The organism is Serratia sp. NA_13, assembly GCF_052691735.1.
Genome location: NZ_JBQZFV010000007.1, coordinates 146,014 through 172,270 on the forward strand (window position 1 = coordinate 146,014; position 26,257 = coordinate 172,270).

28 protein-coding genes and 2 pseudogenes are annotated in these 26,257 nt (G+C 53.4%); 11 read left to right on the top strand and 19 right to left on the bottom strand.

Features of this window, described 5'->3' with window-relative positions; translation table 11 throughout:
- Positions 1 to 77 precede the first annotated feature (77 nt).
- The gene (locus ACUTSU_RS12465) at positions 78 to 1,088 is read left to right on the top strand and encodes an NAD-dependent epimerase/dehydratase family protein (protein WP_012006093.1); all 1,011 of its coding nucleotides are present in this window, start codon (positions 78 to 80) and stop codon (positions 1,086 to 1,088) included.
- On the opposite strand, the gene ACUTSU_RS12470 is transcribed toward ACUTSU_RS12465, so the two are convergent.
- The 3 genes from ACUTSU_RS12470 to ACUTSU_RS12480 all read right to left on the bottom strand — a co-directional run bounded on the left by ACUTSU_RS12470 (position 1,089) and on the right by ACUTSU_RS12480 (position 2,945).
- On the bottom strand, positions 1,089 to 1,925 hold the full coding sequence (locus ACUTSU_RS12470; RefSeq protein WP_445654240.1) for an N-acetylmuramoyl-L-alanine amidase: 837 nt from the start codon (positions 1,923 to 1,925) through the stop codon (positions 1,089 to 1,091).
- Between the two features lie 401 nt (positions 1,926 to 2,326).
- On the bottom strand, positions 2,327 to 2,509 hold the full coding sequence (locus ACUTSU_RS12475; RefSeq protein WP_445654241.1) for a hypothetical protein: 183 nt from the start codon (positions 2,507 to 2,509) through the stop codon (positions 2,327 to 2,329).
- A gap of 112 nt (positions 2,510 to 2,621) precedes the next feature.
- Positions 2,622 to 2,945 carry a heavy metal-binding domain-containing protein gene (locus tag ACUTSU_RS12480; RefSeq protein ID WP_209632527.1) on the bottom strand — a complete coding sequence of 108 codons (324 nt, stop codon included), beginning with the start codon at positions 2,943 to 2,945 and terminating at the stop codon, positions 2,622 to 2,624.
- A gap of 161 nt (positions 2,946 to 3,106) precedes the next feature.
- On the opposite strand from ACUTSU_RS12480, the gene ACUTSU_RS12485 reads away from it, so the two are divergent.
- The 6 genes from ACUTSU_RS12485 to artJ (ACUTSU_RS12510) all read left to right on the top strand — a co-directional run bounded on the left by ACUTSU_RS12485 (position 3,107) and on the right by artJ (ACUTSU_RS12510) (position 7,743).
- Positions 3,107 to 3,655 (top strand): lipoprotein, encoded by a 549-nt coding sequence (locus ACUTSU_RS12485; protein ID WP_445650143.1) that lies wholly within the window; start codon positions 3,107 to 3,109, stop codon positions 3,653 to 3,655.
- Positions 3,656 to 3,916: 261 nt separating this feature from the next.
- Complete coding sequence (gene artP / locus ACUTSU_RS12490; RefSeq protein WP_017892236.1) at positions 3,917 to 4,645, top strand: arginine ABC transporter ATP-binding protein ArtP; 729 nt, start codon at positions 3,917 to 3,919, stop codon at positions 4,643 to 4,645.
- A gap of 33 nt (positions 4,646 to 4,678) precedes the next feature.
- Positions 4,679 to 5,410, top strand: a complete 732-nt coding sequence (gene artJ, locus ACUTSU_RS12495; protein WP_445650142.1) for an arginine ABC transporter substrate-binding protein — start codon at positions 4,679 to 4,681, stop codon at positions 5,408 to 5,410.
- Between the two features lie 9 nt (positions 5,411 to 5,419).
- Entirely contained in the window at positions 5,420 to 6,136 is a 717-nt protein-coding gene (gene artQ, locus ACUTSU_RS12500) for an arginine ABC transporter permease ArtQ (RefSeq protein WP_445650141.1), read from the top strand.
- Positions 6,136 to 6,804 carry an arginine ABC transporter permease ArtM gene (artM, locus tag ACUTSU_RS12505; protein ID WP_012006086.1) on the top strand — a complete coding sequence of 223 codons (669 nt, stop codon included), beginning with the start codon at positions 6,136 to 6,138 and terminating at the stop codon, positions 6,802 to 6,804. Before artQ ends, artM begins: the two co-directional genes overlap by 1 nt.
- 204 nt (positions 6,805 to 7,008) lie before the next feature.
- Positions 7,009 to 7,743: an arginine ABC transporter substrate-binding protein gene (gene artJ / locus ACUTSU_RS12510; RefSeq protein WP_445650140.1), complete on the top strand. Its 735-nt coding sequence runs from the start codon at positions 7,009 to 7,011 to the stop codon at positions 7,741 to 7,743.
- Positions 7,744 to 7,911: 168 nt separating this feature from the next.
- Here artJ (ACUTSU_RS12510) and rlmC read toward each other — a convergent pair whose 3' ends face one another.
- From rlmC to ACUTSU_RS12555, 9 genes are all read right to left on the bottom strand, one after another.
- On the bottom strand, positions 7,912 to 9,039 hold the full coding sequence (gene rlmC, locus ACUTSU_RS12515) for a 23S rRNA (uracil(747)-C(5))-methyltransferase RlmC (protein WP_445654242.1): 1,128 nt from the start codon (positions 9,037 to 9,039) through the stop codon (positions 7,912 to 7,914).
- 68 nt (positions 9,040 to 9,107) lie between these two features.
- Positions 9,108 to 9,587, bottom strand: a complete 480-nt coding sequence (locus tag ACUTSU_RS12520; RefSeq protein WP_445650138.1) for a YbjO family protein — start codon at positions 9,585 to 9,587, stop codon at positions 9,108 to 9,110.
- 229 nt (positions 9,588 to 9,816) lie between these two features.
- Positions 9,817 to 10,662, bottom strand: a complete 846-nt coding sequence (gene potI / locus ACUTSU_RS12525; RefSeq protein ID WP_261089128.1) for a putrescine ABC transporter permease PotI — start codon at positions 10,660 to 10,662, stop codon at positions 9,817 to 9,819.
- The gene (gene potH, locus ACUTSU_RS12530; protein ID WP_445650137.1) at positions 10,659 to 11,624 is read right to left on the bottom strand and encodes a putrescine ABC transporter permease PotH; all 966 of its coding nucleotides are present in this window, start codon (positions 11,622 to 11,624) and stop codon (positions 10,659 to 10,661) included. The genes potI and potH overlap by 4 nt, the downstream gene beginning before the upstream one ends.
- A 25-nt stretch (positions 11,625 to 11,649) precedes the next feature.
- Positions 11,650 to 12,783 carry a putrescine ABC transporter ATP-binding subunit PotG gene (potG, locus tag ACUTSU_RS12535; protein WP_012006079.1) on the bottom strand — a complete coding sequence of 378 codons (1,134 nt, stop codon included), beginning with the start codon at positions 12,781 to 12,783 and terminating at the stop codon, positions 11,650 to 11,652.
- 247 nt (positions 12,784 to 13,030) lie between these two features.
- Positions 13,031 to 14,140 (bottom strand): spermidine/putrescine ABC transporter substrate-binding protein PotF, encoded by a 1,110-nt coding sequence (gene potF, locus ACUTSU_RS12540; protein WP_174352880.1) that lies wholly within the window; start codon positions 14,138 to 14,140, stop codon positions 13,031 to 13,033.
- A gap of 407 nt (positions 14,141 to 14,547) precedes the next feature.
- Complete coding sequence (locus ACUTSU_RS12545; protein WP_445650136.1) at positions 14,548 to 15,027, bottom strand: YbjN domain-containing protein; 480 nt, start codon at positions 15,025 to 15,027, stop codon at positions 14,548 to 14,550.
- A gap of 160 nt (positions 15,028 to 15,187) precedes the next feature.
- Positions 15,188 to 16,090: a 30S ribosomal protein S6--L-glutamate ligase gene (gene rimK, locus ACUTSU_RS12550; protein ID WP_445650135.1), complete on the bottom strand. Its 903-nt coding sequence runs from the start codon at positions 16,088 to 16,090 to the stop codon at positions 15,188 to 15,190.
- A 57-nt stretch (positions 16,091 to 16,147) separates the two neighbouring features.
- Positions 16,148 to 16,453 carry a YbjC family protein gene (locus tag ACUTSU_RS12555; RefSeq protein WP_445650134.1) on the bottom strand — a complete coding sequence of 102 codons (306 nt, stop codon included), beginning with the start codon at positions 16,451 to 16,453 and terminating at the stop codon, positions 16,148 to 16,150.
- Between the two features lie 242 nt (positions 16,454 to 16,695).
- On the opposite strand from ACUTSU_RS12555, the gene ACUTSU_RS12560 reads away from it, so the two are divergent.
- The gene (locus tag ACUTSU_RS12560) at positions 16,696 to 16,959 is read left to right on the top strand and encodes a GrxA family glutaredoxin (protein ID WP_012006074.1); all 264 of its coding nucleotides are present in this window, start codon (positions 16,696 to 16,698) and stop codon (positions 16,957 to 16,959) included.
- Positions 16,960 to 17,009: 50 nt separating this feature from the next.
- Here the strand turns inward: ACUTSU_RS12560 and ACUTSU_RS12565 are convergent, their stop codons facing one another.
- A complete protein-coding gene (locus ACUTSU_RS12565; protein ID WP_426508646.1) occupies positions 17,010 to 17,390 on the bottom strand; it encodes an inner membrane protein YbjM in 381 nt (126 codons plus the stop codon).
- A gap of 316 nt (positions 17,391 to 17,706) precedes the next feature.
- Between ACUTSU_RS12565 and ACUTSU_RS12570 the strand changes: the two genes are divergently transcribed.
- Positions 17,707 to 19,395 (top strand): aspartate:alanine antiporter, encoded by a 1,689-nt coding sequence (locus tag ACUTSU_RS12570; RefSeq protein ID WP_445650133.1) that lies wholly within the window; start codon positions 17,707 to 17,709, stop codon positions 19,393 to 19,395.
- Positions 19,396 to 19,851: 456 nt separating this feature from the next.
- On the opposite strand, the gene ACUTSU_RS12575 is transcribed toward ACUTSU_RS12570, so the two are convergent.
- The 4 genes and pseudogenes from ACUTSU_RS12575 to ACUTSU_RS12590 form a co-directional block, all read right to left on the bottom strand.
- Complete coding sequence (locus ACUTSU_RS12575; protein WP_445650132.1) at positions 19,852 to 20,196, bottom strand: type II toxin-antitoxin system HicB family antitoxin; 345 nt, start codon at positions 20,194 to 20,196, stop codon at positions 19,852 to 19,854.
- A complete protein-coding gene (locus tag ACUTSU_RS12580; RefSeq protein ID WP_445654243.1) occupies positions 20,193 to 20,477 on the bottom strand; it encodes a type II toxin-antitoxin system HicA family toxin in 285 nt (94 codons plus the stop codon). Before ACUTSU_RS12580 ends, ACUTSU_RS12575 begins: the two co-directional genes overlap by 4 nt.
- Positions 20,478 to 20,907: 430 nt before the next feature.
- Positions 20,908 to 21,148, bottom strand: a pseudogene (locus ACUTSU_RS12585) (helix-turn-helix domain-containing protein); the annotation flags it as partial.
- Between the two features lie 39 nt (positions 21,149 to 21,187).
- On the bottom strand, positions 21,188 to 22,132 hold the full coding sequence (locus ACUTSU_RS12590) for a LysR family transcriptional regulator (protein ID WP_445650131.1): 945 nt from the start codon (positions 22,130 to 22,132) through the stop codon (positions 21,188 to 21,190).
- 135 nt (positions 22,133 to 22,267) lie between these two features.
- Between ACUTSU_RS12590 and ACUTSU_RS12595 the strand changes: the two genes are divergently transcribed.
- Positions 22,268 to 23,458, top strand: a complete 1,191-nt coding sequence (locus ACUTSU_RS12595; RefSeq protein WP_445654244.1) for an MFS transporter — start codon at positions 22,268 to 22,270, stop codon at positions 23,456 to 23,458.
- 468 nt (positions 23,459 to 23,926) lie between these two features.
- Positions 23,927 to 24,340, top strand: a pseudogene (locus tag ACUTSU_RS12600) (tyrosine-type recombinase/integrase); the annotation flags it as partial.
- 80 nt (positions 24,341 to 24,420) lie between these two features.
- Here the strand turns inward: ACUTSU_RS12600 and ACUTSU_RS12605 are convergent.
- Together ACUTSU_RS12605 and eco are read right to left on the bottom strand one after the other, a co-directional pair.
- A complete protein-coding gene (locus ACUTSU_RS12605; RefSeq protein WP_445650129.1) occupies positions 24,421 to 25,389 on the bottom strand; it encodes a threonine ammonia-lyase in 969 nt (322 codons plus the stop codon).
- 253 nt (positions 25,390 to 25,642) lie between these two features.
- The gene (gene eco, locus ACUTSU_RS12610) at positions 25,643 to 26,155 is read right to left on the bottom strand and encodes a serine protease inhibitor ecotin (protein ID WP_445650128.1); all 513 of its coding nucleotides are present in this window, start codon (positions 26,153 to 26,155) and stop codon (positions 25,643 to 25,645) included.
- Positions 26,156 to 26,257 lie beyond the last annotated feature (102 nt).

Here is a 26,257-nt window from a genome sequence, read left to right on the forward strand (position 1 = left end):
GAAGAATGGCATCTTATTTGCTGGAGCGCCGCTGAAGGCCGTCAGCATTCTGATTTTTGGTGAGAATAGAGTTCGTTATGAAGGTATTGGTCACCGGTGCAACCAGTGGGTTAGGCCGTAACGCCGTTGAATATCTGCGCCGTCAGGGCATCAAAGTACGCGCCACCGGTCGCAACCAGGCGATGGGCAGTCTGCTGGAAAAAATGGGTGCGGAATTCATTCATGCCGATCTCACCAATCTGATCTCATCGCAGGCCAAAGCCATGCTGGCCGATGTGGACGTGCTGTGGCACTGCTCCAGTTTCACGTCTCCCTGGGGTACCGAAGAAGCCTTTGAACTGGCCAACGTGCGCGCTACCCGTCGCCTGGGCGAATGGGCGGCGGCCTACGGCGTTTCGCAGTTTATCCATATCTCTTCGCCAGCGGTTTACTTCGACTATCATCACCATCGCAACGTTACCGAAGACTTCCGCCCTGTACGCTATGCCAACGAGTTTGCCCGCAGCAAAGCCGCCGGTGAACAAGTGATCCAGCAGTTGGCGCTGTCCAATCCTCAGACCCACTTCACCATCCTGCGTCCTCAGGGGTTATTCGGACCGCACGACAAGGTGATGCTGCCGCGTCTGTTACAGATGATTAAACGTTATGGCAACCTGCTGCTGCCACGCGGCGGTGCCGCGCTGGTGGACATGACCTATCTGGAAAACGCAGTGCACGCTATGTGGCTGGCGACCCAGAAAGAAAATACCCCGTCGGGCCGCGCCTATAACATCACCAATCAGCAGCCGCGTCAGCTACGCAGCGTGGTGCAGCAATTAATCGACGAGTTGGGCATGAAGTGTCGGATCCGCTCGGTACCCTACCCGATGCTCGACATGATGGCGCGCGGCATGGAAAAGCTCGGCAGCAAAAGTGAAAAAGAGCCGGTGCTGACCCACTATGGCGTCGCCAAACTTAATTTTGATCTGACGCTGGACACCACGCGCGCCCAGCAAGAACTGGACTATCGACCCATTATTTCGCTGGATGAAGGTATCTCGCGCACCGCCCGCTGGCTGAAGGATCACGGCAAGCTGCACGGTCTGTAATTAACGGGCAGCGCCATATTTCAGCAACAGCGCGTCGACAATCGCCTCACTCTCCGCATCCGGCTCACCGCGATAATCGCTGGGTCGGAAATGCATCTGAAACGCCGCCAGCACGTTTTTTTGCTGTCTGGCATCCCAGCGCGCATCCATGCCATAACCGTAACTCGCCAGCTTGGCCATCAATGGTGCCAGCGGCACTTCGGCATACTTATCCCGCCCGGCCAAGAATTTCTGCACCTGATCCTCATCCGGCCAGGCACCTATACCCGCCTGCGCCAACTGTTGCCAGGGGAATAGCGGACCTGGATCCTGCTTGCGCTGCGGCGCAATATCGCTGTGCCCCACCACGTCCGTTGGCAAAATACCGTAGCGCTGGATAATATTGCGGCTCAGTGGGATCAACAGGGCAATTTGCTGTGGCGTATAAGGCTGCCAGTGGGTAAACAGCAACGTGCGGTTGAACCCGCGATTAACTATCTCAATACCGATAGAGGTGTCATTGAGGTTGGTTCTGCCACGCCAACTACTGGCTCCGGCATGCCATGCTCGCAGCGCTTCCGGCACCAGTTGGAATGCCACCGGTTTTCCCTGAGCCATCAGCGGATGCGCCGGCAACAAATAATGTGCGCTGACGTGTTCATCCGTCAGGGTTTTCAATGAGGAATGGAAGTCTTCGACAGTGTAATGCATCACCAGAAAACGAATGCGCTGGTCTGTGCCCTGAGCCTGATGCAGAGTTTCAAGCTGATAGCCACCATGATCGACGAGGCTGTCCTGCGGCACGCTTTGGCAGCCTGCAAGCAGCGCTGCGGCAAATATCCCTGGCCAAATTTTCACGAATCCCTCCTACGGTTTAAATACGCCAATTTGTAACTCGGATTGATTAACTTGCATCCAATAATCAACTTATTCAATTAATGATGACAGACTGGCCAGATGTGCAAGTGAGTGTTGCTCTACGCTGGCAGACTCTATGGCAGATGGTAGCTTCATAATATTACCTGTGCTGAAAAAATTGAGTCACCATGTTCAAGCCAAACTCCCTCACATGGCTGATCTGCATCGCCATGCTGCCGCTCAGTGGCTGTGACCAAAAGACCGTGGCGAACGCGATGGGGGCAACCCCGGCGTCCGCAACGTCCTCCCCTGCAGAGACGGCCTATACCCCATTGAGGTACCAACGGCAGTTGCCCGTCAGCCAATGACAGCCCCGAACTTTACCCATATAGGGGCAGTCACTACACCACATGTAGCGGTACCTTCAGCAGGCAGCCCATATACCGACGGCTAAACCGATCGCCCATACGGCACCCGAGGCTAACGTTTTCCGCCCACAGCAGATGCAACAACGGCCAAATACCCTGAAGCCGCATAACGCGCCGCAGCCGTTCCACCCACAGCAAGTTCAACAGGTGCAACATCGTCCTGCTCCGGTAGCCAAACCGCAGGAACACCGCCCAGTCAAAATTGAAGAACCTAAAGCCGGATAATAAGAGGACGCCCCGGCAAAAACCGGGACGTCAGAGGAAAGGATTAACGACTGATTTTCACTGCGGTACCGCTGACGGTGACCATCAGCATGCTGCTGTCTTTACCCACGGTTTCGTAGTCGATATCAATACCGACCACTGCGTTGGCGCCCAACTCTTGTGCCTGCTCTTCCAGCTCCTTGAAGGCGATCAGACGCGCTTTACGCAGCTCTTTCTCATAAGCCCCGGAACGGCCGCCGACGATGTCACGCACGCCTGCGAAGAAATCGCGGAAAATATTGGCACCCAAAATAGCCTCGCCGGTGACAACGCCGCAGTATTCGGTAATGGTAAACCCTTCCAGGGTCGGGGTGGTTGAAAGCTGCATCAAAACTCCTTGCTTGATTGATTCATGGTATTAATCTGACCATCGTTTTAGCATTATGTTCTGTCTTGAAATGGCACGCACTACGAATGCAAGGCCTGAAATCGCATTTATACTGTAGGCTAGTGGTCTTCATGGTAGAGACTTTCACATAAGGTAATGAGATGAAAACAAAAACGATTGCGGCTGTTTTTCCCTTAGCGCTGTTACTGAGTGCCTGCACCACCGTTGAACCGGCATTCAAGGATATCGGCACCCGTACCGGCGGTTGTGTGGAAGGCGGCCCGGATGCGGTCGCACAGAAATTTTACGATCTGCGCCTGCAGCAAGGTGCCGGAACCGCCCTGCCGGACAGCAACCGTCTGGCACAATTGCAGCCTTACCTGAGTAAAGTACTGTACCAGGATCTGGTGACGGCTAACCAGAACCCTGGCAAACATCAGGTCACCGGCGATCTGTTTACCGGCAATGCCCAGGGGCCGACCAGCGCTACCGTCGCCAGCGCGTCGACCATTCCTAATACCGATGCCAAAAATATCCCGTTGCGCGTTCAGCTAAGCTACCAGAAGGACGGCGGCAGCGCAGTCAACTGGCAGGATGAAGTGCTGATGGTGCGCGAAGGCACCTGTTGGGTCGTGGACGATATCCGCTATCTGAACGTACCGCCGCACGCCGCCAGCGGCACGCTGCGTCAGGTATTGGAAAACCAGTAAGCCAACTCAACCACCGGTGCCCTCGGGTTCCGGTGGTTAGATAAAGACTTTGATTGCGCGCAATATTTGTTCAATTTGAGAAATTTCGCTACCTGCCTCACAGCATGCACGACAAATCCCCCCTTCGAACCTGACTCGCGGTATCTTGTGCTATCCTTTTACTATTCTGCCGCGCAGTAATAAATTTTAACGCACAAAGATTGCATAAGTATTCTGTGGAAGTTAACATTCGCGGCATCAATATCTATTCAATTCTGGCGCATGAGCATTCAACTTAACGGTATCAACTGCTATTACGGCGCACATCAGGCGCTGTTTGACATCACGCTGGATTGCCCAGCAGGGGAAACCTTAGTGCTGCTGGGTCCAAGCGGCGCGGGGAAAAGCTCGTTATTGCGGGTATTAAACCTGTTGGAAATGCCGCGTTCGGGCCAGCTGCAGATCGCCGGTAACCAATTCGACTTTAAGCAGGCTCCGGGCGAAAAAGCCATTCGCGAGCTACGTCAGAATGTCGGCATGGTATTCCAGCAATACAATCTCTGGCCTCACCTCACCGTAGTGCAAAACCTGATCGAAGCGCCTTGCCGCGTGCTGGGCCTGACCAAGGCTCAGGCGATGGAGCGTGCCGACAAGTTGCTCAAACGTCTGCGTCTGACCGACTTTGCCGATCGTTTCCCGCTGCACCTTTCCGGCGGCCAACAGCAACGTGTGGCTATTGCCCGCGCGCTGATGATGGAACCGCAGGTATTGCTGTTTGATGAACCGACCGCCGCGCTGGACCCTGAGATCACCGCCCAAATCGTCAGCATCATTCGCGAATTGGCTGGCACCGGGATCACCCAGGTGATCGTAACCCACGAGGTGGAAGTGGCACGCAAAACCGCCAGCCGCGTGGTATACATGGAAAACGGCCACGTAGTGGAACAGGGCGATGCCAGTCACTTCAAGAGTCCACAGACCACCGAGTTTGCCAATTACTTATCACACTAACAATTTTACTTGCTGTAATTTGGGGAGTTTGCGATGAAAAAACTAATAATCGCCGCCGTTCTGGCTAGCATCAGCGTTTCCGCCTCAGCAGCCGAAACCATCCGTTTCGCTACCGAAGCTTCTTATCCTCCATTTGAGTTTATTGACGCCAGCAACAAGATCCAGGGCTTTGATGTCGATCTGGCCAATGCGCTGTGTAAAGAGATCCAGGCCGAATGTACTTTCACCAATCAGGCTTTTGACAGCCTGATCCCGAGCCTGAAGTTCAAGCGCTTCGACGCGGTGATGGCCGGTATGGACATCACGCCGGAGCGTGAAAAGCAGGTGCTGTTTACCAAGCCGTATTACGATAACTCAGCCCTGTTTGTAGCCCAAAAAGGCAAGGTGGCTGACGTAGCCGCGCTGAAAGGCAAGAAAGTGGGCGTGCAGAACGGCACCACCCATCAGAAATACCTGACCGATAAGCACCCGGAAATCACCACCGTGCCTTACGACAGCTATCAGAACGCCATTCTGGATCTGAAAAATGGCCGCGTTGATGCGGTATTCGGCGACACTGCAGTGGTCAACGAATGGCTGAAACAGAATACGGTTCTGGCCGCCGTGGGCGACAAAGTGACCGATAAAGACTACTTCGGTACCGGCCTGGGCATTGCCGTTCGCCAGAAAAATACCGATCTGCAAGGCAAGTTCAACGCCGCTTTGGACAAGATCAAACAGGATGGGACTTACGAAACCATCTACAAAAAATGGTTCCAGCAGTAATCAACTCTGATGAATGAAATTCAACCTTTAGCAAGCGCCGCCGGGATGACCGTCGGCCTTGCCGTTTGTGCCCTTATCCTTGGGCTGATCCTGGCGATGCTATTTGCCGTCTGGGAGTCATCACGCTGGAAAGTGGTTAGCTGGCTCGGCACCGCCTGGGTCACTGTGTTGCGCGGCCTGCCGGAAATTCTGGTGGTGCTGTTCATCTATTTCGGCTCATCGCAGCTGTTGTTGATGCTGTCCGATGGCTTCACCCTGAACCTCGGCCTGTTCCAACTGCCGATCCAACTGGCGATTGATAACTTTGAAGTCAGCCCGTTCCTGTGCGGCGTTATTGCCCTTGCCCTGCTCTACTCGGCCTATGCGTCGCAAACGCTGCGTGGCGCGCTGAAGGCCGTGCCACAGGGTCAATGGGAGTCCGGTCAGGCGCTGGGAATGAGCACCGCGGCAATCTTCTTCCGCCTGATCATGCCGCAGATGTGGCGTCACGCGCTACCCGGTCTTGGCAACCAATGGTTGGTATTACTGAAAGATACCGCGTTGGTGTCACTGATCAGCGTTAACGATCTGATGCTGCAAACCAAAAGCATTGCCACCCGCACCCAGGAGCCTTTTACCTGGTATGTGATAGCGGCGGCGATTTATCTGGTGGTCACCCTGTTCAGCCAGTACATCATTAAACGCATCGAACTGCGCACCACGCGTTTTGAGCGGGGGCCATCCTGATGTTTGAGTTCTTGCCGGAAATTATCAAAGGGCTGCACACTAGCCTGACGCTGACCATCACCGCGCTGATCGTGGCGCTGGTGCTATCACTGGTGCTGACGGTGATCCTGACGCTGAAAACGCCGATCCTGACGCCGTTGGTAAAAATCTATATCACCCTGTTCACCGGTACGCCGCTGCTAGTGCAGATCTTCCTGATCTACTACGGCCCCGGTCAGTTCCCGGCGATCCGCGAGTATCCGTGGTTATGGAATTTGCTGTCGCAGCCGTGGCTGTGTGCGATGATCGCATTGGCGCTAAACAGTGCCGCCTATACCACCCAACTGTTTTACGGGGCGGTACGGGCGATACCGGCCGGCCAATGGCAATCTTGTGAAGCCCTCGGCATGTCGCGTTCGCAGTCGCTGCGTATCCTGCTGCCGTTTGCCTTCAAGCGTGCGCTGTCGTCTTACTCCAACGAAGTGGTGCTGGTGTTCAAAAGTACCTCGCTGGCCTATACCATCACCCTGATGGAAGTCATGGGCTACAGCCAGTTGATGTATGGCCGTACCTACGACGTGATGGTGTTTGGCGCTGCCGGACTGGTGTATCTGTGCGTCAACGGCTTGCTGACGCTGCTGATGCGCTTGGTCGAGCGCCGTGCATTGGCGTTTGAACGTCGCAACTGAGTCAAGCGATACTCTCAAAGCCCTGCCATCGCGTGGGGCTTTTTTACACCCGAAACAAATTTTTAATCATTTATATTGCATATTAATTCATTAAGTGGCAGGGTTAACACCAACCGACAGCCGCCAAAACCCCTGGGTTATTGTCAGTAAAATCAAGCGGTGACGAGATAAAAACACGCAGACTTGCAGACAGGAGCTTTAAGCATGAAAAAACTATTGCTGGCCGCCACAGTATTAGCAGGCATCACCTTTAACGCCAGCGCAGCCGAGACCATTCGTTTCGCCGCTTCCGCCACCTACCCGCCGTTCGAGTCGCTGGATGCCAACAACAAGATCGTGGGCTTTGATATCGATCTGGCTAACGCGCTGTGCAAACAAATGAAGGCCGAATGCACCTTCACCAACCAGGCGTTTGACAGCCTGATCGCCGCGCTGAAATTCAAGAAATACGACGCGGTAATCTCCGGTATGGACATCACGCCAGAGCGCAGCAAGCAAGTTGCCTTCACTCAGCCCTATTACGCCAACTCGGCAATTGTGATTGCCGAAAAAGGTAAATTCAGCTCGCTGGCGGATCTGAAAGGGAAAAAGATCGGCATGGAGAACGGCACCACCCACCAGAAATACATGCAGGACAAGCATCCGGAGATTAGCACCGTCTCTTACGACAGCTATCAGAACGCCATTCTCGAGTTGAAAAATGGCCGTATTGACGGCGTATTCGGTGATACCGCCGTGGTGAATGAGTGGCTGAAGAACAATCCTCAGTTGGCTCCGGTAGGTGAACACGTTACCGATGCACAATACTTCGGTACCGGTCTGGGTATTGCGGTACGTCCGGACAATCAGGCGCTGCTGGCCAAGCTCAACAGCGCGCTGGACGCCATTAAGGCCGACGGCACCTACAAAGCCATTAACGACAAGTGGTTCCCTCAGTAGCCACAGTTCAGGGCGTGGAATACCATGCCCTGCTTACCAATGGAAAGATTTCCGGCTAGTACGTATCCCGTCTGGTCTATCGCGTCATCGGCGAGGAGATTGGGTGCAGGTACTTTCGATAGGTCAACGTGAGTGCTCCGAGGCCTATACTTCAGCCAAAAAACGCTTTTAATGACGAACGAGCAGCGTCAGCACTTCGTAATGGGCGGTATGCGGGAACATATCAAACAGCTGTACGCGCTCGATGCGGTAATCCGGCAACATCTCAATGTCTTTCGCCATCGTCTCGGCGTTGCAGCTCGAATACAAAATATAGCCCGGTGCCATCTGGTTCAGATAGTCGCACAGTGCCTTGCCAATACCGCGTCGCGGCGGATTAACCAGCACCAGCTGCGGCACGCTGCCTTCAGCGGTAGCGAACCGGGTAGAATCTAGCGCCTGGAAATCGACGTGTCGCAAACCCAGAGTTTCCGCCGACTGGCGTGCACAGGCAATCGCCTCGGCGCTGATCTCGATGCCGGTCAGGCGTGTTTCCGGCAGTGCGCAATGCAGGCCAAATCCACCCACACCGCAGAACAGATCCCACATGCTGTTGATACCCAATACCCGCACCCAGTCACGGGCGGTGGCGTACAGTTCGGCAGCCACCTGCGGATTGGTCTGGAAGAAGCTTTGCGGACGGATATACAGCGGCACCTGATTAAATTGCTCTTCCAGCGCCTGTTGCTCGGTCAGTGGGATCTCGCGCTCCCCTTCCAAAATCGCCATATGTACCGGCTGAATATTGGCGGAAATCACCCTGAGCTGCGGCAACTGCTGTTGCAACCACGGCAGTGCGGCACGCAACTGCGCCAGCTTGCTGTCCGAACGCAGCACGAAGCGCAGCATTACACCACCACTGTGGGTACTTTCAGTCAGTAATAGGTACTTCAGTTCACCGCGTTTACGCGCCACGTTGTAGGGCGTCAGGCCGGCGCGGGCGATAAAGCTTTTCAGCACATCAAACAACGGCGAGAAGCTGGCGGGATACAGCGGACAGGCGCTGAGATCCACCGCCGTGCCATCACGATACAGCATGCCCAGTAGCGGACGCTCTACGCTGCCGCTGACCACCATTTTGGCTTTATTGCGAAATGCGCTCTGCTCGCCGGCGACCGGCTGCAGCCACTGCGCAACGTCACGTTCGCCCAGCAGTGATTGCAGATGATGCTGTTTGTCCGTCAGTTGCTGCGGGTACGGCTTTTCCAACCACTGACAGGAACGGCAGGTGCCCGCCGTATACAAAGCGCATTGCATGAAGATAACCCTGAGTTCGGGGTGAATAATTAAGGGCGCAGAGTTTATCACTCTACGCCCTTAAAATCTCAATTGCGCGCGGCGAAATAATGGCGGCTGGTAGCAGGAACAAACAATAATGCCAGGATGACGATATCAGGAATTTTTTGCAGGATCAGGACGTGCAGAATTTGGCCGCTGGTTTCACCTTCAACGGTAAACACCTCCGGCAGAAAACCGCCAATGGTGGCCAACAGCAGATAACCGACCACCAAGCACTGGCAGGCCACATAGCCCCAACGCCCCCAGTTGCGGCCGCGCATCACCGCAAAACCGCAACTGATTTGCAGGCACAGTAATACCAGGCCAGCCAAAAAGATCAGGGTGGAATCCCAGGCCTGGGCACTGGTGCTGACGAACTCCTGAGCGCCATCGACCCCCAGTTCCCCCAACAGCAACAGCACGCTGATGCACTTGATAGCCACCATCGCCGTTCCGGCCACCATCACCGGCACTGGCGCATCCAAATTCATTCTTATTCCCTGCCTGCTGTTCAGCATGTCTGACATGTCCATGTTCCGCAACAAAACGCCACCTATTCAAACTCATCCCACTCGCTTCAGCCCAATATTAGGGGAAACCGGGGGATGGGGTTCCCAGAGGGATGCCCCACCCCCGGGTCGCCCCGGGTATCTCGAACTTTTCAACGTTCAGGATCGGCCTATTCAGGTGGCATATATAAAGTCAGGTAATCAATTGCAATACCAATAATTGCAAAAATAGCAGGTTTAATCAGACTCAGCTACGGGCAGCCTTTTGTAATTCGCGCGATCGCTGTTTTTCCGAGCGTGCCATAAACCACCATGCAATCAGGCCGATAACGCCGACCACCAGCAGGATCAAACTCGCCAGCGCGTTAATTTCCGGATTAACCCCCATGCGTACGCTGGAGAACACCAGCATCGGCAAGGTGGTCGCTCCCGGCCCGGCGACAAAACTGGCAATCACCAGGTCATCCAGCGACAGGGTAAAGGCCAACATCCAACCGGCGATCAGCGCCGGTGCAATCATCGGCAAAGTGATCACGAAAAACACTTTCAGCGGTGTCGCGCCCAGATCCATCGCCGCTTCTTCGATAGAGCGATCCAACTCACGCAGGCGCGAACTGATCACCACCGAAACGTAGGCAGTACAGAAAGTAACGTGCGCCAACCAGATGGTGAACATCCCCCGTTCAGACGGCCAACCAAAGGCATGCCCCATCGCCACAAACAGCAGCAGCAGCGACAAGCCGGTGATCACGTCCGGCATCACCAGCGGTGCCGTCAGCATAAAGGCAAAACCGGTTGAACCACGAAAACGGCCAAAACGGACCATCACCACTGCCGCAATTGCCCCCAGCACCACCGCGGCGGTCGCCGAGGCGGCGGCGATAGTCAGGCTGAGCCCGACGGCGCTGATCATCGCCGAATCATGGAACAATTCGGTATACCAGCGCGTTGACCAACCGGCCCACACCGTCACCAGTTTGGAACTGTTGAACGAGTAGATCACCAGCATCAGCATCGGCGCATACAAGAAGGTGAAACCCAACACCAAAATAGCGATACGCCACGGCGAACGTACTACCGGCAAGTTGTTCATCCCTGCCCCCCCATTTCCTTGTTCTGATGCTTGTGGAACCAGAGAGTCGGTACGATCAACAGCAGCAGCATGACGGTAGCCACTGCCGAGGCTACGGGCCAGTCACGGTTATTAAAGAACTCCTGCCACAGTACCCTGCCGATCATAATACTGTCCGGCCCACCCAGCAGCTCCGGGATCACGAATTCACCGACCGCCGGGATAAACACCAGCATCGAACCGGCAATAATCCCGCCGCGGGTCAGCGGCATAATCACGCTGAAAAAGGTTTTCAGCGGTTTAGCCCCCAGATCCAGCGAAGCCTCCACCAGTGAATAGTCCAACCGCGTCAGCGCGGTATAAATCGGCAGCACCATAAACGGCAGGTAGGAATACACCACGCCGATATACACCGCCAGATTGGTATGCAGGATCACCAACGGCTGATCGATCACCCCGGTCCATAACAAGAAGTTATTGAGGATGCCGTTATTTTTCAAAATGCCCATCCAGGCGTAAACGCGGATCAGGAACGAGGTCCACGACGGCAGGATCACCAACAACAGCAAAATATTGCGGGTTGATGATTTACTGTGCGCCACTGCCCAAGCCAGCGGGTACCCAATGATGAGACAACAAACCGTCGATACCGCCGCCACCTGCAGTGATTGCAGATAAGCGTCTATATACAGCGGATCGTCGGTCAGTTGCAGATAATTGGCAAAATTGAGCGCGATGTCCAGCTTACCCTCTGCCCAGCTCATCAGGTCAGTGTAGGGCGGGACCGCCAACGCCAGTTCCGCCAGGCTGATCTTGAACACGATCAGGAACGGCAGCAGGAACAGCAACGTCAACCACAGCAGCGGCACCGCAATCACCAGTTTGCGACCATGGGCCATCTGCAGGCGCTGGAAAACGGCTTTTAGTGGGCCGGGCCCTTTGGCCGGCGGCTCCGGCGGTGTGTGTTCAGCAAGCATTGCCATAATGATTATTCCTCACCTTCTCGACTCACACCGTCAACACGACACAGCTGTCGGCTTCCCAGCACAATCGCACTTCGTCGCCCCAGGTCGGCATCCCTTTGCGGAAACGGTGACCGTTTTGCAATTGGGCGCTAATAATTTGGCCGCTGAGCAGCTTCACATGGTAGATAGACAGGTCGCCGAGGTAGGCGATATGTGCCACTTCCCCTACCGCAAAATTGCAACCATCCTGCGGAACCTCTTCGCACAGCATGATTTTTTCCGGCCGCAGCGCGACCTGGATCGGCACGCCGTCCACTACCGAGGCGTCGGAGTCCACCTTAATCGCATGACGTAAACCGGGACTTTGCAGGATCAAGCCATCGTCATGGCGCTCTTGCAGCACACAATCAAAAACGTTGACCGAGCCGATAAATTCAGCGCTGAAACGGCTGTTCGGATGCTCGTAGATCTCTTCCGGCTCGCCGATCTGCACAAATTTGCCACGGTTCATGATGGCGATGCGCCCTGCCATGGTCATCGCCTCTTCCTGATCATGCGTGACCATCACGCAGGTCACACCAACCCGCTCAAGAATATCCGTCACTTCCAGCTGCATGCGGTCACGCAGCTTTTTATCCAGCGCACCCATCGGCTCATCGAGCAGCAGCAGTTTCGGCCGTTTGGCCAAGCTGCGTGCCAGCGCCACCCGCTGGCGTTGACCACCGGATAGCTGGTGCGGTTTACGCTTGGCGAACTCCTGCATGTGCACCAGTGACAGCATTTCCGCTACCCGATCGGCTATTTCCGCACGCGGCATTTTGTCCTGTTTCAGACCGAAGGCGATGTTTTGCTCTACCGTCATATGCGGGAACAGCGCGTAGGACTGGAACATCATATTAATCGGACGCTGGTAAGGGGGAACATGCGACATGTCCTGCCCATCGAGCACAATCTGCCCTTCCGTCGGCTGTTCAAAACCGGCCAGCATGCGCAACAACGTCGACTTCCCGCAGCCAGATGGCCCCAGCAAAGCGAATATTTCGCCTTTATAGATGGTCAGGCTGACGTCTTCGACCGCGTTTTGACCGTCAAAGGTTTTGGTGAGGTTACGGATTTCCAGCAGAGGGGTGAAGACCTTCTGCGACTTGGCTTGAGGACGAGGGATGACGTCGTTCAATCGGGGGGCTCTCCGGTGCAAACAGTACAAAAAACCACGGCGATTGCCATGGCCCAAAATGGCAACGCAGGCGGGGAGCACCCGCCTGCTGGTATGATACCGGGCTCAGCGTACTGAGCCCCTAGCCATCATCCTTCAAGCTGCCTCTGTGTTGGCTGCACCCGCTCACCCCAGTCACTTAGTTGACTAAGCTCCCAGGGATTTACGGCCTTGCCGCCTTGATGCAACTCGAATTATTTAGGGTATGTCATTTCCCGCTTTTAACTTTAGTCCAGGCGCGGGTAATCACACGATCCAGCTTCGGCGACTGCACGTTCAGCGTAAACAGCTTGGCGCGCAGATCGGCCGGTGGGTACACGTTCGGATTGTTGCGGACTTCGGCATTGACCAGCGGTGTAGAGTCCTTCACCGCGTTGGCGTAATACACGAAGTTACTGATCCCCGCCATTACGTCAGGCTTCATCAGGAAGTTCAGGAACTGGTAGGCAGCGTCCTTGTTTTTGGCGTCAGCCGGCATGGCGAACATGTCAAAGTAGGTCAGCGCCCCCTCTTTCGGGATTGCATAAGCCACGTTCACGCCGTTCTTAGCTTCTTTGGCACGGTTGGCCGCCTGCATCACGTCGCCGGACCAGCCGATCGCTACGCAGATATCACCGTTTGCCAAATCGTTGATGTACTGGGAAGAGTGGAAATAACGGATGTTCGGCCGCAGCTTGAGCAACAGATCGTTGGCCGCACCTGTGTAGTCTGCCGCGTTGGTGCTGTTGGGATCTTTACCCAGGTAGTGCAGCACGGTGGCATAGACTTCGCTTGGCGCATCCAGGAAGGAAACACCGCAGCTTTTCAACTTCTCGAGGTTTTCCGGTTTGAGGATCAGATCCCAGCTGTCAACCGGTGCGTCTTTGCCCAGCACCGCCTTCACTTTGTCGACGTTATAGCCGATGCCGGTAGTCACCATCAGATAAGGGATACCGTACTTGTTGTCCTTGTCATTGTGCGCCACCAGTTGCAACATCTCGGGATCAAGGTTTTTGTAGTTCGGCATCTTGCTCTTGTCGAGCGGCTCGAAAATACCGGCCTTCGACTGACGCTCAAGGAAATTGGATGAAGGTACCACCAGATCATAACCGGTGCTGCCCGCCATCAGTTTGCCTTCCAACACTTCGTTGGAGTCAAAGACGTCGTACACCACTTTAATGCCGGTTTCTTTCTGGAATTTGGCCAAGGTGTCCGGCGCGATATAGTCGGACCAGTTATAGATGTGCAGCGTTTTTTCCTCGGCTGACGCCGTGACGCTTGCTGCCATCAGCAGGCCGGCAACCACACCCGATAACCACTTTTTACGTTGGGTGACCATCCGTAACTTCCTCCAAAACAGGGGTGAATCATAGAATTGAACTTGTACCGCAAACGATACAAAACCTTTCCTGATCGAGCGCAATCGTTGCAACCGCGGATTGAATGTCTATGCAGTTGATTGCATACACCTTTTTCAGGTGCCCAGCCCGCATGGTCACCAGGGGAATCGCAAGCCCTTAGCAGAATCAGCAGCATAACCGCTGTTGCCACAACGCACCAGCCTCCGGGGATAAAACCGGCTTTTATCGATTTTTTATGCAGTTTGTCTGTATGTGATACGCCATTAGTGGCATAAACGAAGAGGAATATCTGGCAGCAAAGTGTAAAACACAGAATATATTATTGCGGAAGGGAATAACGACAGCATGCCGCCAGAGGGACGGCACGCATCATGTACAGAGGGGATCAGTGCAGCATTGGCAGGCGGTCAGGCGCAGCCTTGTTATCTTCTTCGTCACCCATAAACAGCAGATCGTTCGCCCGGGCCTCGAGGATCACCATCGAGATTTGCTCTTCGCCCTGCTGCATAAAGTGGGTGAACTGCTCCAGCGTGACGCCAACGGCAATGCTCAGCGACTGGCAAACGATCAGTTTCGGCAGATTGTCGTCCTGAATATCAACAAACGCTTTAATAGTCAGCGAACTGGCGTTGATCTGGCTGAGATCGGCCACCAGCGGGATCAAGGATGTCGGCTTAACTTCGGCCAGCGCAGAGAACAGGATCACGTTGTCGACCAGATCCAGCTTGGCATCAAACACGCCATCGAAATTTTGCATGTGCGGCAAGTGCAGCGCCTGACAGGAATCGCACTCAAAGAATGAAATGCCCGATTGATCCAGCCAGCGTCGCAGCAACGCCAAATCAGGGACAATGAGTGAATCCATAATACCAGCCTCACAATATTCAAAACGCGAAAAGGCGCATAGCTTACGGAATATTGCCCCGCGACGCCACGATCAATGCGGCTTAATTCGCTATTAGGGTAAATATGGTCGACAAAAAGCCACAACTCCAGCCCCAAAATGGCGAATTTTTACGGCAAACTTATCCGCCCGATTTCAGCCTGAAACCCGGCCTGCCGCGCTGCTCAATATACTCGATCATCCTGCCGGCGATATCCAACCCGGTGGTGCTTTCCACCCCTTCCAACCCCGGAGAAGCATTAACTTCCATCACCAGCGGGCCACGGGCCGCACGCAGGATATCCACCCCGGCGACATCCAGTCCCAGTGTGGTGGCGGCCTTGACCGCAATCGCCCGCTCTTTGGCAGTGATGCTTACCTTGCGGGCAGTGCCACCACGGTGCAGATTGGAACGAAACTCCCCGGGTTTGGCCTGCCGCTCAATGGCTGCCACCACTTTGTCCCCCACCACCAGACAGCGCACATCACTGCCCTGCGCCTCGCGAATATATTCTTGCACCAGAATATGGGCGTTAAGGCCGCGAAAGGCATCAATCACGCTTTCCGCCGCCTGGCGAGTTTCCGCCAGTACCACGCCAATACCTTGCGTACCTTCCACCAGTTTGACCACCAGCGGCGCGCCACCAACCAGTTCGATCAAATCGCCGGTGTCGTCGGGCGAATGCGCAAAACCGGTGATCGGCAAATCGATCCCCTGCCGCGCCAGCAACTGCAGCGAACGCAGCTTGTCGCGCGCACGGGTGATCGCAACCGACTCATTAAGCGGATAACTGCCCAACAGTTCAAACTGGCGCAGCACTGCAGTGCCATAAAAGGTAATGGCGGAGCCGATGCGTGGGATAACCGCGTCGTAACGCTCCAATTGGCGGCCGCGGTAGTGGATAGTCGGCGCGGCTGGGTTGATGTTCATATAACAAGAGAGTGGATCGATAACCTCGATGCTGTGGCCGCGCTGTTCCGCCGCCTCCACCAAGCGTTTACATGAGTACAACGTTCCATCACGCGAAAGAATGGCAATTTTCACTCGTCACCCCAAAAAGGCAAGCACCTGTCTGGCAGGTATGTCTCCGGTAGCCATTATTCAGGCACGCGGCTCACTGTCGTTTTTATCTTCAGGCAAATCTGGCTTGTGCCTATCGTTCTGCGGCGGCAGACCACCGCGCATCAATGGGCCAAATCCTTGCACCACCCGCCAAACCAGAAATGCCGCCGCCGGCACCATCAGCGCCACGCCGAGGAAAATCATTCCCACCGCCGCCTGCTGTGAGGCCAACCAGCCGGGTAATTGAACGTGGCTATGAATGCTCAAATAGGCCAGCACCAACAACAGCATGCCCAGCCCTTCCAAAACCAGCACGGTACGCGGTAAGTCACCGAATGAACGCATATTTTTCTTCTCCAGAAGTTCTGCCTCCAGTGTAGTGAATTCCCATCGGCGGCGACACCCCCGGCGGCTTAATCGGTTACATGAATCAGATTAACAGGTAATTCCTGCTTTTTTTTCGCCGAACCAACGGGCATAGTAAGCGCTATCAATGCGGGTAATGTTCAGGCTCAAGTCTTTTTCGACTGACAGAAAGTCATTGCAGTTGCGATCAAATTATTGAATATCAATCTAAGGAGTGTTGCATGTTTGCAGTTATCTTCGGGCGCCCAGGCTGTCCTTATTGTGTCCGTGCGAAAGAGTTGGCGGAAAAACTGACTGAAGAACGTGACGATTTCAACTTCCGTTATGTTGATATCCACGCTGAAGGCATCACCAAGGCCGACCTGGAAAAAACCGTCGGCAAGCCGGTAGAAACCGTACCGCAGATTTTCCTCGATGAGAAACACATCGGCGGCTGCACCGATTTCGAAGCCTATGCCAAAGAAAACCTGAATCTGTTCCAGTAAGACTCAGGCAGAAAGACGAAAAGGCGCTAAATGCGCCTTTTTTATTGCCATTAGCCACGATGACACTGCCGGTAGGTCTGCAACAGGCTGCGCGCAAACAAAGCCAGCAACGCCCCGAACACACACCAGAACACCGCGCTGGTGGCATAAGCCAATTCCTGCCAAACCGAGGCAGACGGCGTTAGCCAGAAATGGCGGATGATCAGACACAGCGGCAACGCATACAACGCCCCGAGTAACGGGCAGAGAATGCGTTTTTTGCTCGATAGATAGCTGGCGACCACGCCGGGTATCACAAACAACAACAGGCCGGTCTCCCCCCTGTGTTCATGATCCGTGCTGCCAAACACCCCGCTCTGCTGGCCGAGATACACCAGGCTGAACAGCAGAAAACAGCTTAAAATCCCCCACCAATACCGTTCATTCGCCATGCCCCCTCCCCCCTTTAACCTCATTACCACACCGTAGAAATCAGCCGTGCCACAATGCCGATGACGCTTGGTCGTAAACCGACAACGCTAAACTGAACTTTTTCCTTGGCCTTAAGAGAGTTAAATGCTTTCGGCAGGGCATGAACCCAGCTTTATGCTGGCTGTCACGCGCCATAGCGACTAGAATAAACGCCGCCGATCGATGCTTCGAATCGCCTTTCGCTGGTTAGTTATTTATGAAGTCGCTTTTTGACTGAATTTATATCTTATATTTATCTATATCAAGCACTTACTGGTAAACAATAAGTTATCCTACGTGAACATAAACGTCGCTAGTTTGTTAAACGGTAACTACATCCTGTTACTGTTCGTGGTACTCGCGCTGGGGCTGTGCCTCGGTAAAGTCCGTCTGGGCTCCGTTCAACTCGGTAATTCCATTGGCGTTTTGGTGGTTTCGCTGCTGCTCGGCCAACAACACTTCGCCATTAACACTGAAGCGCTAAACCTCGGCTTTATGCTGTTTATTTTCTGCGTTGGCGTGGAAGCCGGACCAAACTTTTTCTCGATATTTTTCCGCGACGGCAAAAATTACCTGATGCTGGCGCTAGTGATGGTCGGTTCCGCGATGGTGATCGCCATCGGTCTGGGCAAACTGTTCCATTGGGATATCGGGCTTACCGCCGGTATGCTCGCCGGCTCAATGACCTCGACCCCGGTTCTGGTTGGCGCCGGTGATACACTACGTAATACCATCACCAATGGCCCGGCACTGCTGGCAGCGCAGGATCATCTGAGCCTTGGCTACGCACTGACCTACCTGATCGGTTTGGTGAGCCTGATTTTCGGCGCGCGCTACCTGCCCAAGCTGCAACACCAGGATCTTTCCACCTCTGCCCAACAGATTGCCCGCGAACGCGGCCTGGACACCGACAGCCAACGCAAGGTTTACCTGCCGGTCATCCGCGCCTATCGCGTTGGTCCCGAACTGGTGGCCTGGTCCGATGGCAAAAATCTGCGTGAGCTGGGTATCTATCGCCAAACCGGTTGCTATATCGAACGTATCCGGCGTAACGGTATTTTGGCTAACCCGGACGGCGACGCGGTCTTGCAGGTGGGTGACGAAATTTCGCTGGTCGGCTACCCCGATGCTCATGCGCGACTGGATCCCAGCTTCCGCAACGGCAAAGAAGTCTTCGACCGTGACCTGTTGGATATGCGCATCGTTACCGAAGAGATTGTGGTTAAAAACAGCAATGCGGTGAACAAACGCCTGAGCCAGTTGAAGCTGACCGACCACGGTTGCTTCCTCAACCGGGTGATCCGCAGCCAGATTGAAATGCCTATCGACGACAGCATTGTACTCAATAAAGGCGATGTACTGCAGGTCAGCGGCGACGCCCGCCGGGTGAAAAGCGTGGCGGAGAAAATTGGCTTTATCTCGATCCACAGCCAGGTGACCGACCTGCTGGCATTCTGCGCCTTCTTTATCATCGGGCTGTTGATTGGCCAGATCACCATTCAGTTCAGCAATTTCTCGTTCGGCATAGGTAACGCCGCCGGTTTGCTGATGGCCGGCATCATGCTCGGCTTCCTGCGCGCCAACCACCCGACCTTCGGCTACATTCCGCAGGGGGCGCTGAACATGGTGAAAGAGTTTGGCCTGATGGTGTTTATGGCCGGTGTCGGCCTGAGCGCCGGTGCCGGTATCGGCAACAGTCTGGGTGCCGTTGGCGGCCAGATGCTGATCGCCGGGCTCATCGTCAGCCTGGTGCCGGTAGTGATTTGCTTCCTGTTCGGTGCCTATGTACTGCGCATGAACCGTGCCCTGCTATTCGGCGCAATTATGGGGGCCCGTACCTGCGCCCCGGCAATGGAAATTATCAGTGATACCGCACGCAGTAACATTCCGGCGCTGGGTTATGCCGGCACCTACGCCATCGCTAACGTATTGTTAACCCTGGCGGGCTCGTTGATAGTGGTGTTGTGGCCGGGGATCCTCGGCTAACTGATAAGCAACGAAGATGAATCAGTGGCAAATATATTTTGAAATTTTTATCGCCGGCGAGAACTTTCCTTTCCGGGGGTAGTCTGAATTAGTGCCACTGCTTTTCTTTGATGTCCCCATTTTGTGGAGCCCGTTAGTCCCGCCTTTTTAGGTTCAAGACTAGCGGGTTTTTTATTGCCATAAAATTATGATCATATAAAACAACAAGTTACACAGCATAGTGTTGTCCGATGGCGACAAAGTGGCGACGGCCGTTTTGCGGACACAAAAAAACCTGCTTTCGCAGGCTTCAGATTGATGACAAACACCCGAAAAACGTGGTTTTCGGATGTTTGGGGTAAATCAGAAGATATAATCCTTTGTTTTTATTCGCTCTCAGATCAGAACTTTTAACCGCAGTGGACTTTGTCATCAATCTGAGCCGCCAGTGATTGGCGGCTTTTTGTTGCCGGTAAGTCAGGAGTGTTTTTCTATGACCAGATCAACGCCTTCATTCAGCAGTTCATTAATTGACTGCCCGGTGGCCTGTGCCGTGATCGCTAACGCCTGATGACGTTCTGGCGACAACCGGGTGGTCACTTTACCGCTGTACGATTTGTAAGGCGCAATGCCGTCTTTTTTGCACTCATCCAAAAAGACCGTCAGCGAAATAGAGCCTTCTTTTTTCAACTCTTCAACACTGTAGGCGTAGAAGTCAGCGCCGCCATTCAGTCCGACAAACTCCCCCCGGAACATTTCAATTTCAGGGTCAAAGGTGATGACGGCAACGTGGCCGTCGATTTTCAGTGTATTGTTCATCATGGTTTAATTCCTAAACTATCCAACCAGATCCGTATGAAGTTTACCGCCCCCTTGTCAGTGGTAGGTCTGGGGTGTGGTCGGTGAAAGATTCGTTTCTCACCTTTCAACAGCACCGCGATCCTAGAACCTCCCCTTTCGTGAATCTCCGCCCCTAACGCGGTAAAAAGCGCCTCGATATCAGACCACTTTATAGAACCGTTGACAGGCAGGGAAAACACATCCGACAGCATTTTTTGGTGTCGTTTGTTCACGGGGCTTATAGTATCACTTTGCGACACCATTGTAAGTGTATTATGGTGTCGTTTTTTGGTGTCACATTTTGATATCGAAATGCATAGTGCTGTGAACTAAAACCAAAGGGATGTTTGAATACTTCGATAAATCGCCGCGATGGGCCGCTGACGGACAATTTGAAATGGTCTAAACACCGCTTGCGCGCAATGCTATCCCCGCCTCGCCAGCCCGCTTCGTGTGTCGCTTTTCATGCAGGTGCATGATCCGGCGCGATCCGCGCCAGTGCTGGCGCTTCGGGGGTAAAACTCACACCGGATCATCATGCAAATTCATGCACCTAATGCATGCATAGGGTATTTAGCTGTATTAGCTCAGACTTGAACTGGCAACATTGCCTAGCAGCGTACAATCAAAACTGATAGTCCGCTCTGAGCGAGAAGTGGACCTACTGGCTAAATCACGGAGCTCGCGCTAACTAACGGTCGCTGGGATTTTATAGGGGTGAATAGCCTGTATACCCTTGGCGGATCTAGTCCCGATAATCATCAAACACGGAAGCTACACGAAGCATGGGAGAGTATTTCGGCGGCTGGCTTTCGGCCTTCAGATTGCGTTTGACGGTATTGCGAGACACACCCAACTGCATGGCGATGGCTCGATGACTCATTCCCTGCTTGCGCAGGATTTTTATTTCCATAGCAGTTTTAAAAGTGACCATCAGCTCCCCCGTTGTCAGGAGAGCAGATTCACCTCTGGATCAGTTTTCAACCGTTGGGGGGATCACGTTTGCACCGTTGCTAACAGTTTTCTTACTTGTATCTGGAAATAGAGCGGTGGTGACGTAATCAACGAAGACTCTCAGCTTGGGTGAAAGATGCCGACTTGAAGGCCACAGCACCCGCAAGATGGTGTGGTCTTGATTGAATCCATCCAGTACGGATACCAAGCTGCCGATTTCCAGTTGTTGACGGATGGCAATGTCTGGCATACACGCGATGCCAAGACCTGACTCTGCGAAGCAAACCAGCGGTTCAAGTGTATTGGCCGTCATTGAACTGGCTAGATCAAAAGTGAGTATTTGGCCTCCGCGACTGAGGGGCCACTGGTCGACCTTGCCACTACTGGGGAATCGGTAGCGTAGACAGCGGTGCTGCATTAGTTCCTCGGGGGTATTCGGCACCCCACATTGTTCGAAGTACTTCGGGGCACCCACCATGATACGACGATAGCTTCCGAGCATACGTGCCATCAACCGGGAATCACTTGGCTCTCCCGTACGGATCACCGCATCAAATCCTTCCTCGATTACATCCACCAGACGATCAGAGCAGTCGATATCCAGTTCTATGTCGGGGTACTGACGTTTAAATTCGGCGAATTGCGGCATGAACAGTAGACCGACGGAAGGCAGGCTAACGCGAAGCTTGCCGCGAGGCATCTGGTTAGATTGTGCAAGCTCATTTTCCGCCGCCTCCACCTCACCCAGAATGCGCCTGCAACGCTCCAGAAAGAGAGCTCCTTCTGGAGTCAAAGTGACGTTTCGAGTCGACCGATGGAACAGTCGCGTAGCTAACCGCTCCTCCAAACGAGCGATAGCCTTGCTAACTGCTGATGCTGAGATGCCTAGTTGTTGCCCAGTAGTCGTGAAGCTGCGCGACTCACCGACGCGAACGAAGATATCGAGGGAACCAAGGCTTTCCATGAGCTTCCTTATTAAGGACTAAATTGTCATATATGTTGTGAATTATTGCCTATTTTTCTTCTTTTCGCCAACGAGCACACTGTCGGGTAGCGCTCTGCAAAGGGCTGAGACAACTTCGATTTGAGGAATTTTTTGATGCATACGACGACTACATCGGCTTCAAGTAGGAACACGGAGACCCTGCCTATCCCGGCACTGCTTGCCCTAGCGATGGCAGCCTTTATCACGCTGTTGACCGAAATTATGCCGGCAGGATTGCTTTCCTCCATCGCGGGGGGCTTGAATGTATCCGAAAGTTTGGCCGGTCAGTTCATTACTGCCTACGCGGTGGGGGCACTGGTCGCTGCTATTCCAGTGACAACCCTTACGCAGGGTAGGCGGCGGCGTCCTTTGCTGTTGGTGGCGATCTTTGGGTTTTCGGTTGTCAATCTCGTCACCGCGCTTTCCGATAGCTATAGCATCTCATTGGTAGCGCGCTTCTTTGCCGGTGTCTTCGGTGGCATTGTTTGGTCGCTGCTAGCCGGCTTTGCTGTACGCATCTCACCAACACATCTCAGCGGGCGGGCGATTGCGATATCCGGCGCTGGCGCGACCATAGCTTTGGTGTTCGGCGTACCGCTCGGCGCGTTGCTTGGTCGAACCATTGGCTGGCAAGGTGCTTTTGGTCTGATGACTGTCCTGGCACTGGCGCTCATTGTATGGGTTATCACTGTCGTTCCGGATTTTCCCGGTCAGACCAAGGAGCAGCGCCAGCCTCTTACAGGAGTCTTTCTAAAGACTGGCATTCGTGCCGTACTGTTTGTGGTCTTTACCTTCGTTGTCGCTCACAACATTCTCTATATCTACATTGAGCCCCTTCTCGAACCATCGGGCTTGTCCGCGGATGTAGATATTGTTCTGTTCGTCTTCGGAATAGGCTCAATCATTGGCCTGTGGTTCGTCGGCTCAATGGTTGATCGCCGACTGCAACTCCTTGCTGTTGCAAGCATCGTGGTCTTCACCCTTGCTTCCCTACTACTTGCTTTTTGGGGGGGCCTTCCAAAGATGGTTTATTCTTCCGTGGTGATCTGGGGAATGGCCGTTGGTGGATTTGCTACTATCACCCAAACGGCATTGTCTCGTTTTGCCGGTGAATCGGTCGATGTCGCGCAATCTATGTATACAACTGGTTGGAACACCGCCGTTGCCGCTGGCGGGATTGTCGGAGGTATTTTGCTGGATCGAACAGGCTTGGCGTTCTTTGCATGGGGTGTTATCGGACTTCTACTCCTCTCGTTGTTAGGCACGATTCTCGCAATGAACAGGGCGTTATTGCAAAAGGCCTAAAACACGATGTGAGGAAATGTTTGGGCGCACAGATCCTTCTTCTCTGCAATACGCTCTACTTCAGCAAGCGTACTGTCGGAGGAGTATTACTTAAACCCTATGGCACCAGTTTGTATCCATAGGGTGATCTCATATTGGTGTTGGTAGCTTTAGTCACATGGATCGCTAGTACACATTATTTTCTGTGCAACAAGGTAAAGTCCCTTTGGCTTTTCTTGTCACCGAGATGATGATGCAACGCACCCTTGGTCAGATTTGCCAGTGCTATCATGTCATCTATGAAAGTCTCGGCATAACTATCGGGGAGCCCGTCGATTATGGGACGATAGCAGCCCTCTAGAAAGTCCGCTTTTGGCACAGAGCTGCCCTGTTAGGTTTAACTCTGTGCTGTGACAATGTCAGATCAAGTCTGAGCTAATACAATTTTTTGCACAGATAAAGGTATGTATTGTGCTGAGGTAATCACCGCATAAAATCACGTTTGTCAGAACCAAAGGGAAAAAGAACCGCAGCGTCCCGCTCAGCAAGGAGCTTTACAAAAAGCTGCTCAAGATTGGAGATGGCCGCCTTTTCGGCGAGTGCTATTTTAAGTTTATGTCGGTTATCGAGGGCACTAGCATCGTGTTACCAAAAGGGCAGCTTACTCACGTATTGCGCCACACCTTCGCCGCTCACTTTATGATGTCTGGTGGTAACATATTGGTACTGCAACGTATCCTTGGACACTATGAAATCAAGATGACCATGCGCTACGCTCACCTTGCGCCGGAACACCTCGAAACAGCCCTGCAATTCAACCCGCTAGCGACCATGCCAAGTGGCGGCATAGGTTGGCAATCCCCGCATTTCCTCACCCCACACCGTAATAATAACCTATTGTAAAAACAATAAGTTATTGATTTTATTGTTGCTGTGAGGAAAGCGGGTTTTTTATTGCCTGAATAAACTCCACAGGGGCTAAATCACAGAGTTTGTGAGTAGCCAACCCATTTAGACATGTCCTGATGGGAGATATTTCCACCGCATACTACAATCCCGATGACGGCTTCAGCGGGAAGTTTGGGAGCAATGGTCATAGCCGCAGGTATCAACGTCCCGGACGCCAGTTCAACCCATAATTTTGCATCTTCGCCAAAGGCCACCATTCCCTCTATCGCGGCCTTATCCGATACCACAACCACTTCCTCGATATAAGCTTGAGCATGGGCCAGCATCACTTCATCAATGGCAGGCACACCGAGGGTAGAAATAATTGAAGTCACCTCAATGTTCACCGGCTTGCCGGCGCGCAATGCCTGGTGCATCGAACTTGCCCCAGAGGTTTCAACACCCCAAATTCTAATCTCTGGCTTTATGGCTTTTAGCGCAGTTGCCACACCGGCCAGCATACCGCCACCACCCACCGCAACCAGGACGTCGGTAAGCTCCGGGCAGTCGGCAATGAACTCAAGCGCCAAGGTTCCATGCCCTTCGGCGATCAGCGAGTCGTTGCAATCATCAATGACTACGTACCCCTGCTCAGCCAAAGCCTTAGCCCGCTCAAACGCAGCGTGAACATCAGATTCCACGATAACAGTGCTGCCCAGTCCCCCCACCCGGTCGATGGCAGTTGCCGGGGCACTTTTCGGCATAATAATAGTGACATCAGCCCCAAAGATCTTCGCCGCCTCGGCTATCGCAATGCCAAAATTACCGCCACTCACCGCCACAAACCGCTTATCTTTCACATCATCCGCCAGGCTCAAAAACTTGTTAAGCACGCCCCGTGCTTTAAAAGAACCACCAAGCTGAGTGTTTTCAAGTTTCAGAAAAACCGGTCTCTGAATCTTTTCCGTCAATTTTGATCCAGGGATGGTGGGGGTTCGAATTACCTTTCCGACTAGCCGCTCAGCCGCTTCAGTTATGGCGCTAAATTCAATTAATTTTGTCATTTTTTCCCAGCCAGGTAGATTTCGTTATTGCACGCATAGCATTAAAGCTAACTTTTTAATCCTGCGGCCTTTATCAGTACTTGTTCGCTCCTCAAATTACAGACTTTCACCGTGGTTTTCTATTGATTAAAGCTATTATGCGAGGCACAAAAAAACCCGCTGGGGAACGATTGCCAACAGCGCAACTCACTCCCCAAACGGGTTAATGCTCGGATAATAACTTAGCCGTGCTAATGGTTAGCACACATCAGCATTACTTCTGCTCAGCTTTGCTCACGGTGTCTTCGGCCTTCCACACGCGGTATTTCACTTCCACGTCTTTCGGTGCGTAGACCACGATTGGCAAGCGGCTGTTGTAACGTTGCATGGCAGCATCACCCAGGTTGGCAGCGATAAATTTCTGCTGTTTGGTCTTGTCCGGGCAAGCCATCATGGTGGAAGCAGGCTCAGACAGTTTTTCCAGCACCAGGTAGTCGTAGCCCCAACCGGAAAGGGTTTTGGTTTCCAGCGTGCCGCCAATCATGTGACGGTTGCAGTCCACTTCCAGCGTTTTGCCCATCAGCAGTTCAACCTTGAAATTCTCTTCGTGTTCCTGCTTCGGCAGGTAAATCACCTGACGGTTCATGCCCTTCTCAGCTTTCGGGTATGGCGCGACCTTTTCCAGCGGTTGCTTGCTGATATCGGTGTCCTCGGCAGAGGTGGCAGCAATAGCGCTGGCGGAAGCGACCATCAGCAGGCCGGAAAATATAACGGATGCCTTGTTCATGTTTATATCCCTACAATTTATTAAATACTCCGGGCATAAGCTAATACACTACCGGCTAGCTCGCCAGTAGTTTAATATTCTTTACAATGTATGGTGACTAGT

What these genes read in the sequence shown, in the direction of transcription:
- artP (WP_017892236.1), top strand. Translation starts at nt 3,917, where the DNA reads ATGAGCATTCAACTTAACGGTATCAACTGCTATTACGGCGCACATCAG.
- ACUTSU_RS12575 (WP_445650132.1), bottom strand. Translation starts at nt 20,196, where the DNA reads ATGATGAACAATACACTGAAAATCGACGGCCACGTTGCCGTCATCACC.
- potI (WP_261089128.1), bottom strand. Translation starts at nt 10,662, where the DNA reads ATGAACAACTTGCCGGTAGTACGTTCGCCGTGGCGTATCGCTATTTTG.
- ACUTSU_RS12590 (WP_445650131.1), bottom strand. Translation starts at nt 22,132, where the DNA reads ATGGAAAGCCTTGGTTCCCTCGATATCTTCGTTCGCGTCGGTGAGTCG.
- ACUTSU_RS12605 (WP_445650129.1), bottom strand. Translation starts at nt 25,389, where the DNA reads ATGACAAAATTAATTGAATTTAGCGCCATAACTGAAGCGGCTGAGCGG.
- rlmC (WP_445654242.1), bottom strand. Translation starts at nt 9,039, where the DNA reads ATGCAATGCGCTTTGTATACGGCGGGCACCTGCCGTTCCTGTCAGTGG.
- ACUTSU_RS12565 (WP_426508646.1), bottom strand. Translation starts at nt 17,390, where the DNA reads ATGGCGAATGAACGGTATTGGTGGGGGATTTTAAGCTGTTTTCTGCTG.
- ACUTSU_RS12475 (WP_445654241.1), bottom strand. Translation starts at nt 2,509, where the DNA reads ATGTTGCACCTGTTGAACTTGCTGTGGGTGGAACGGCTGCGGCGCGTT.
- ACUTSU_RS12580 (WP_445654243.1), bottom strand. Translation starts at nt 20,477, where the DNA reads ATGGTGTCGCAAAGTGATACTATAAGCCCCGTGAACAAACGACACCAA.
- artJ (WP_445650140.1), top strand. Translation starts at nt 7,009, where the DNA reads ATGAAAAAACTATTGCTGGCCGCCACAGTATTAGCAGGCATCACCTTT.
- ACUTSU_RS12485 (WP_445650143.1), top strand. Translation starts at nt 3,107, where the DNA reads ATGAAAACAAAAACGATTGCGGCTGTTTTTCCCTTAGCGCTGTTACTG.
- potF (WP_174352880.1), bottom strand. Translation starts at nt 14,140, where the DNA reads ATGGTCACCCAACGTAAAAAGTGGTTATCGGGTGTGGTTGCCGGCCTG.
- artJ (WP_445650142.1), top strand. Translation starts at nt 4,679, where the DNA reads ATGAAAAAACTAATAATCGCCGCCGTTCTGGCTAGCATCAGCGTTTCC.
- artQ (WP_445650141.1), top strand. Translation starts at nt 5,420, where the DNA reads ATGAATGAAATTCAACCTTTAGCAAGCGCCGCCGGGATGACCGTCGGC.
- ACUTSU_RS12465 (WP_012006093.1), top strand. Translation starts at nt 78, where the DNA reads ATGAAGGTATTGGTCACCGGTGCAACCAGTGGGTTAGGCCGTAACGCC.
- artM (WP_012006086.1), top strand. Translation starts at nt 6,136, where the DNA reads ATGTTTGAGTTCTTGCCGGAAATTATCAAAGGGCTGCACACTAGCCTG.
- ACUTSU_RS12480 (WP_209632527.1), bottom strand. Translation starts at nt 2,945, where the DNA reads ATGCAGCTTTCAACCACCCCGACCCTGGAAGGGTTTACCATTACCGAA.
- potH (WP_445650137.1), bottom strand. Translation starts at nt 11,624, where the DNA reads ATGGCAATGCTTGCTGAACACACACCGCCGGAGCCGCCGGCCAAAGGG.
- ACUTSU_RS12595 (WP_445654244.1), top strand. Translation starts at nt 22,268, where the DNA reads ATGCATACGACGACTACATCGGCTTCAAGTAGGAACACGGAGACCCTG.
- ACUTSU_RS12560 (WP_012006074.1), top strand. Translation starts at nt 16,696, where the DNA reads ATGTTTGCAGTTATCTTCGGGCGCCCAGGCTGTCCTTATTGTGTCCGT.
- ACUTSU_RS12520 (WP_445650138.1), bottom strand. Translation starts at nt 9,587, where the DNA reads ATGTCAGACATGCTGAACAGCAGGCAGGGAATAAGAATGAATTTGGAT.
- eco (WP_445650128.1), bottom strand. Translation starts at nt 26,155, where the DNA reads ATGAACAAGGCATCCGTTATATTTTCCGGCCTGCTGATGGTCGCTTCC.
- ACUTSU_RS12545 (WP_445650136.1), bottom strand. Translation starts at nt 15,027, where the DNA reads ATGGATTCACTCATTGTCCCTGATTTGGCGTTGCTGCGACGCTGGCTG.
- ACUTSU_RS12555 (WP_445650134.1), bottom strand. Translation starts at nt 16,453, where the DNA reads ATGCGTTCATTCGGTGACTTACCGCGTACCGTGCTGGTTTTGGAAGGG.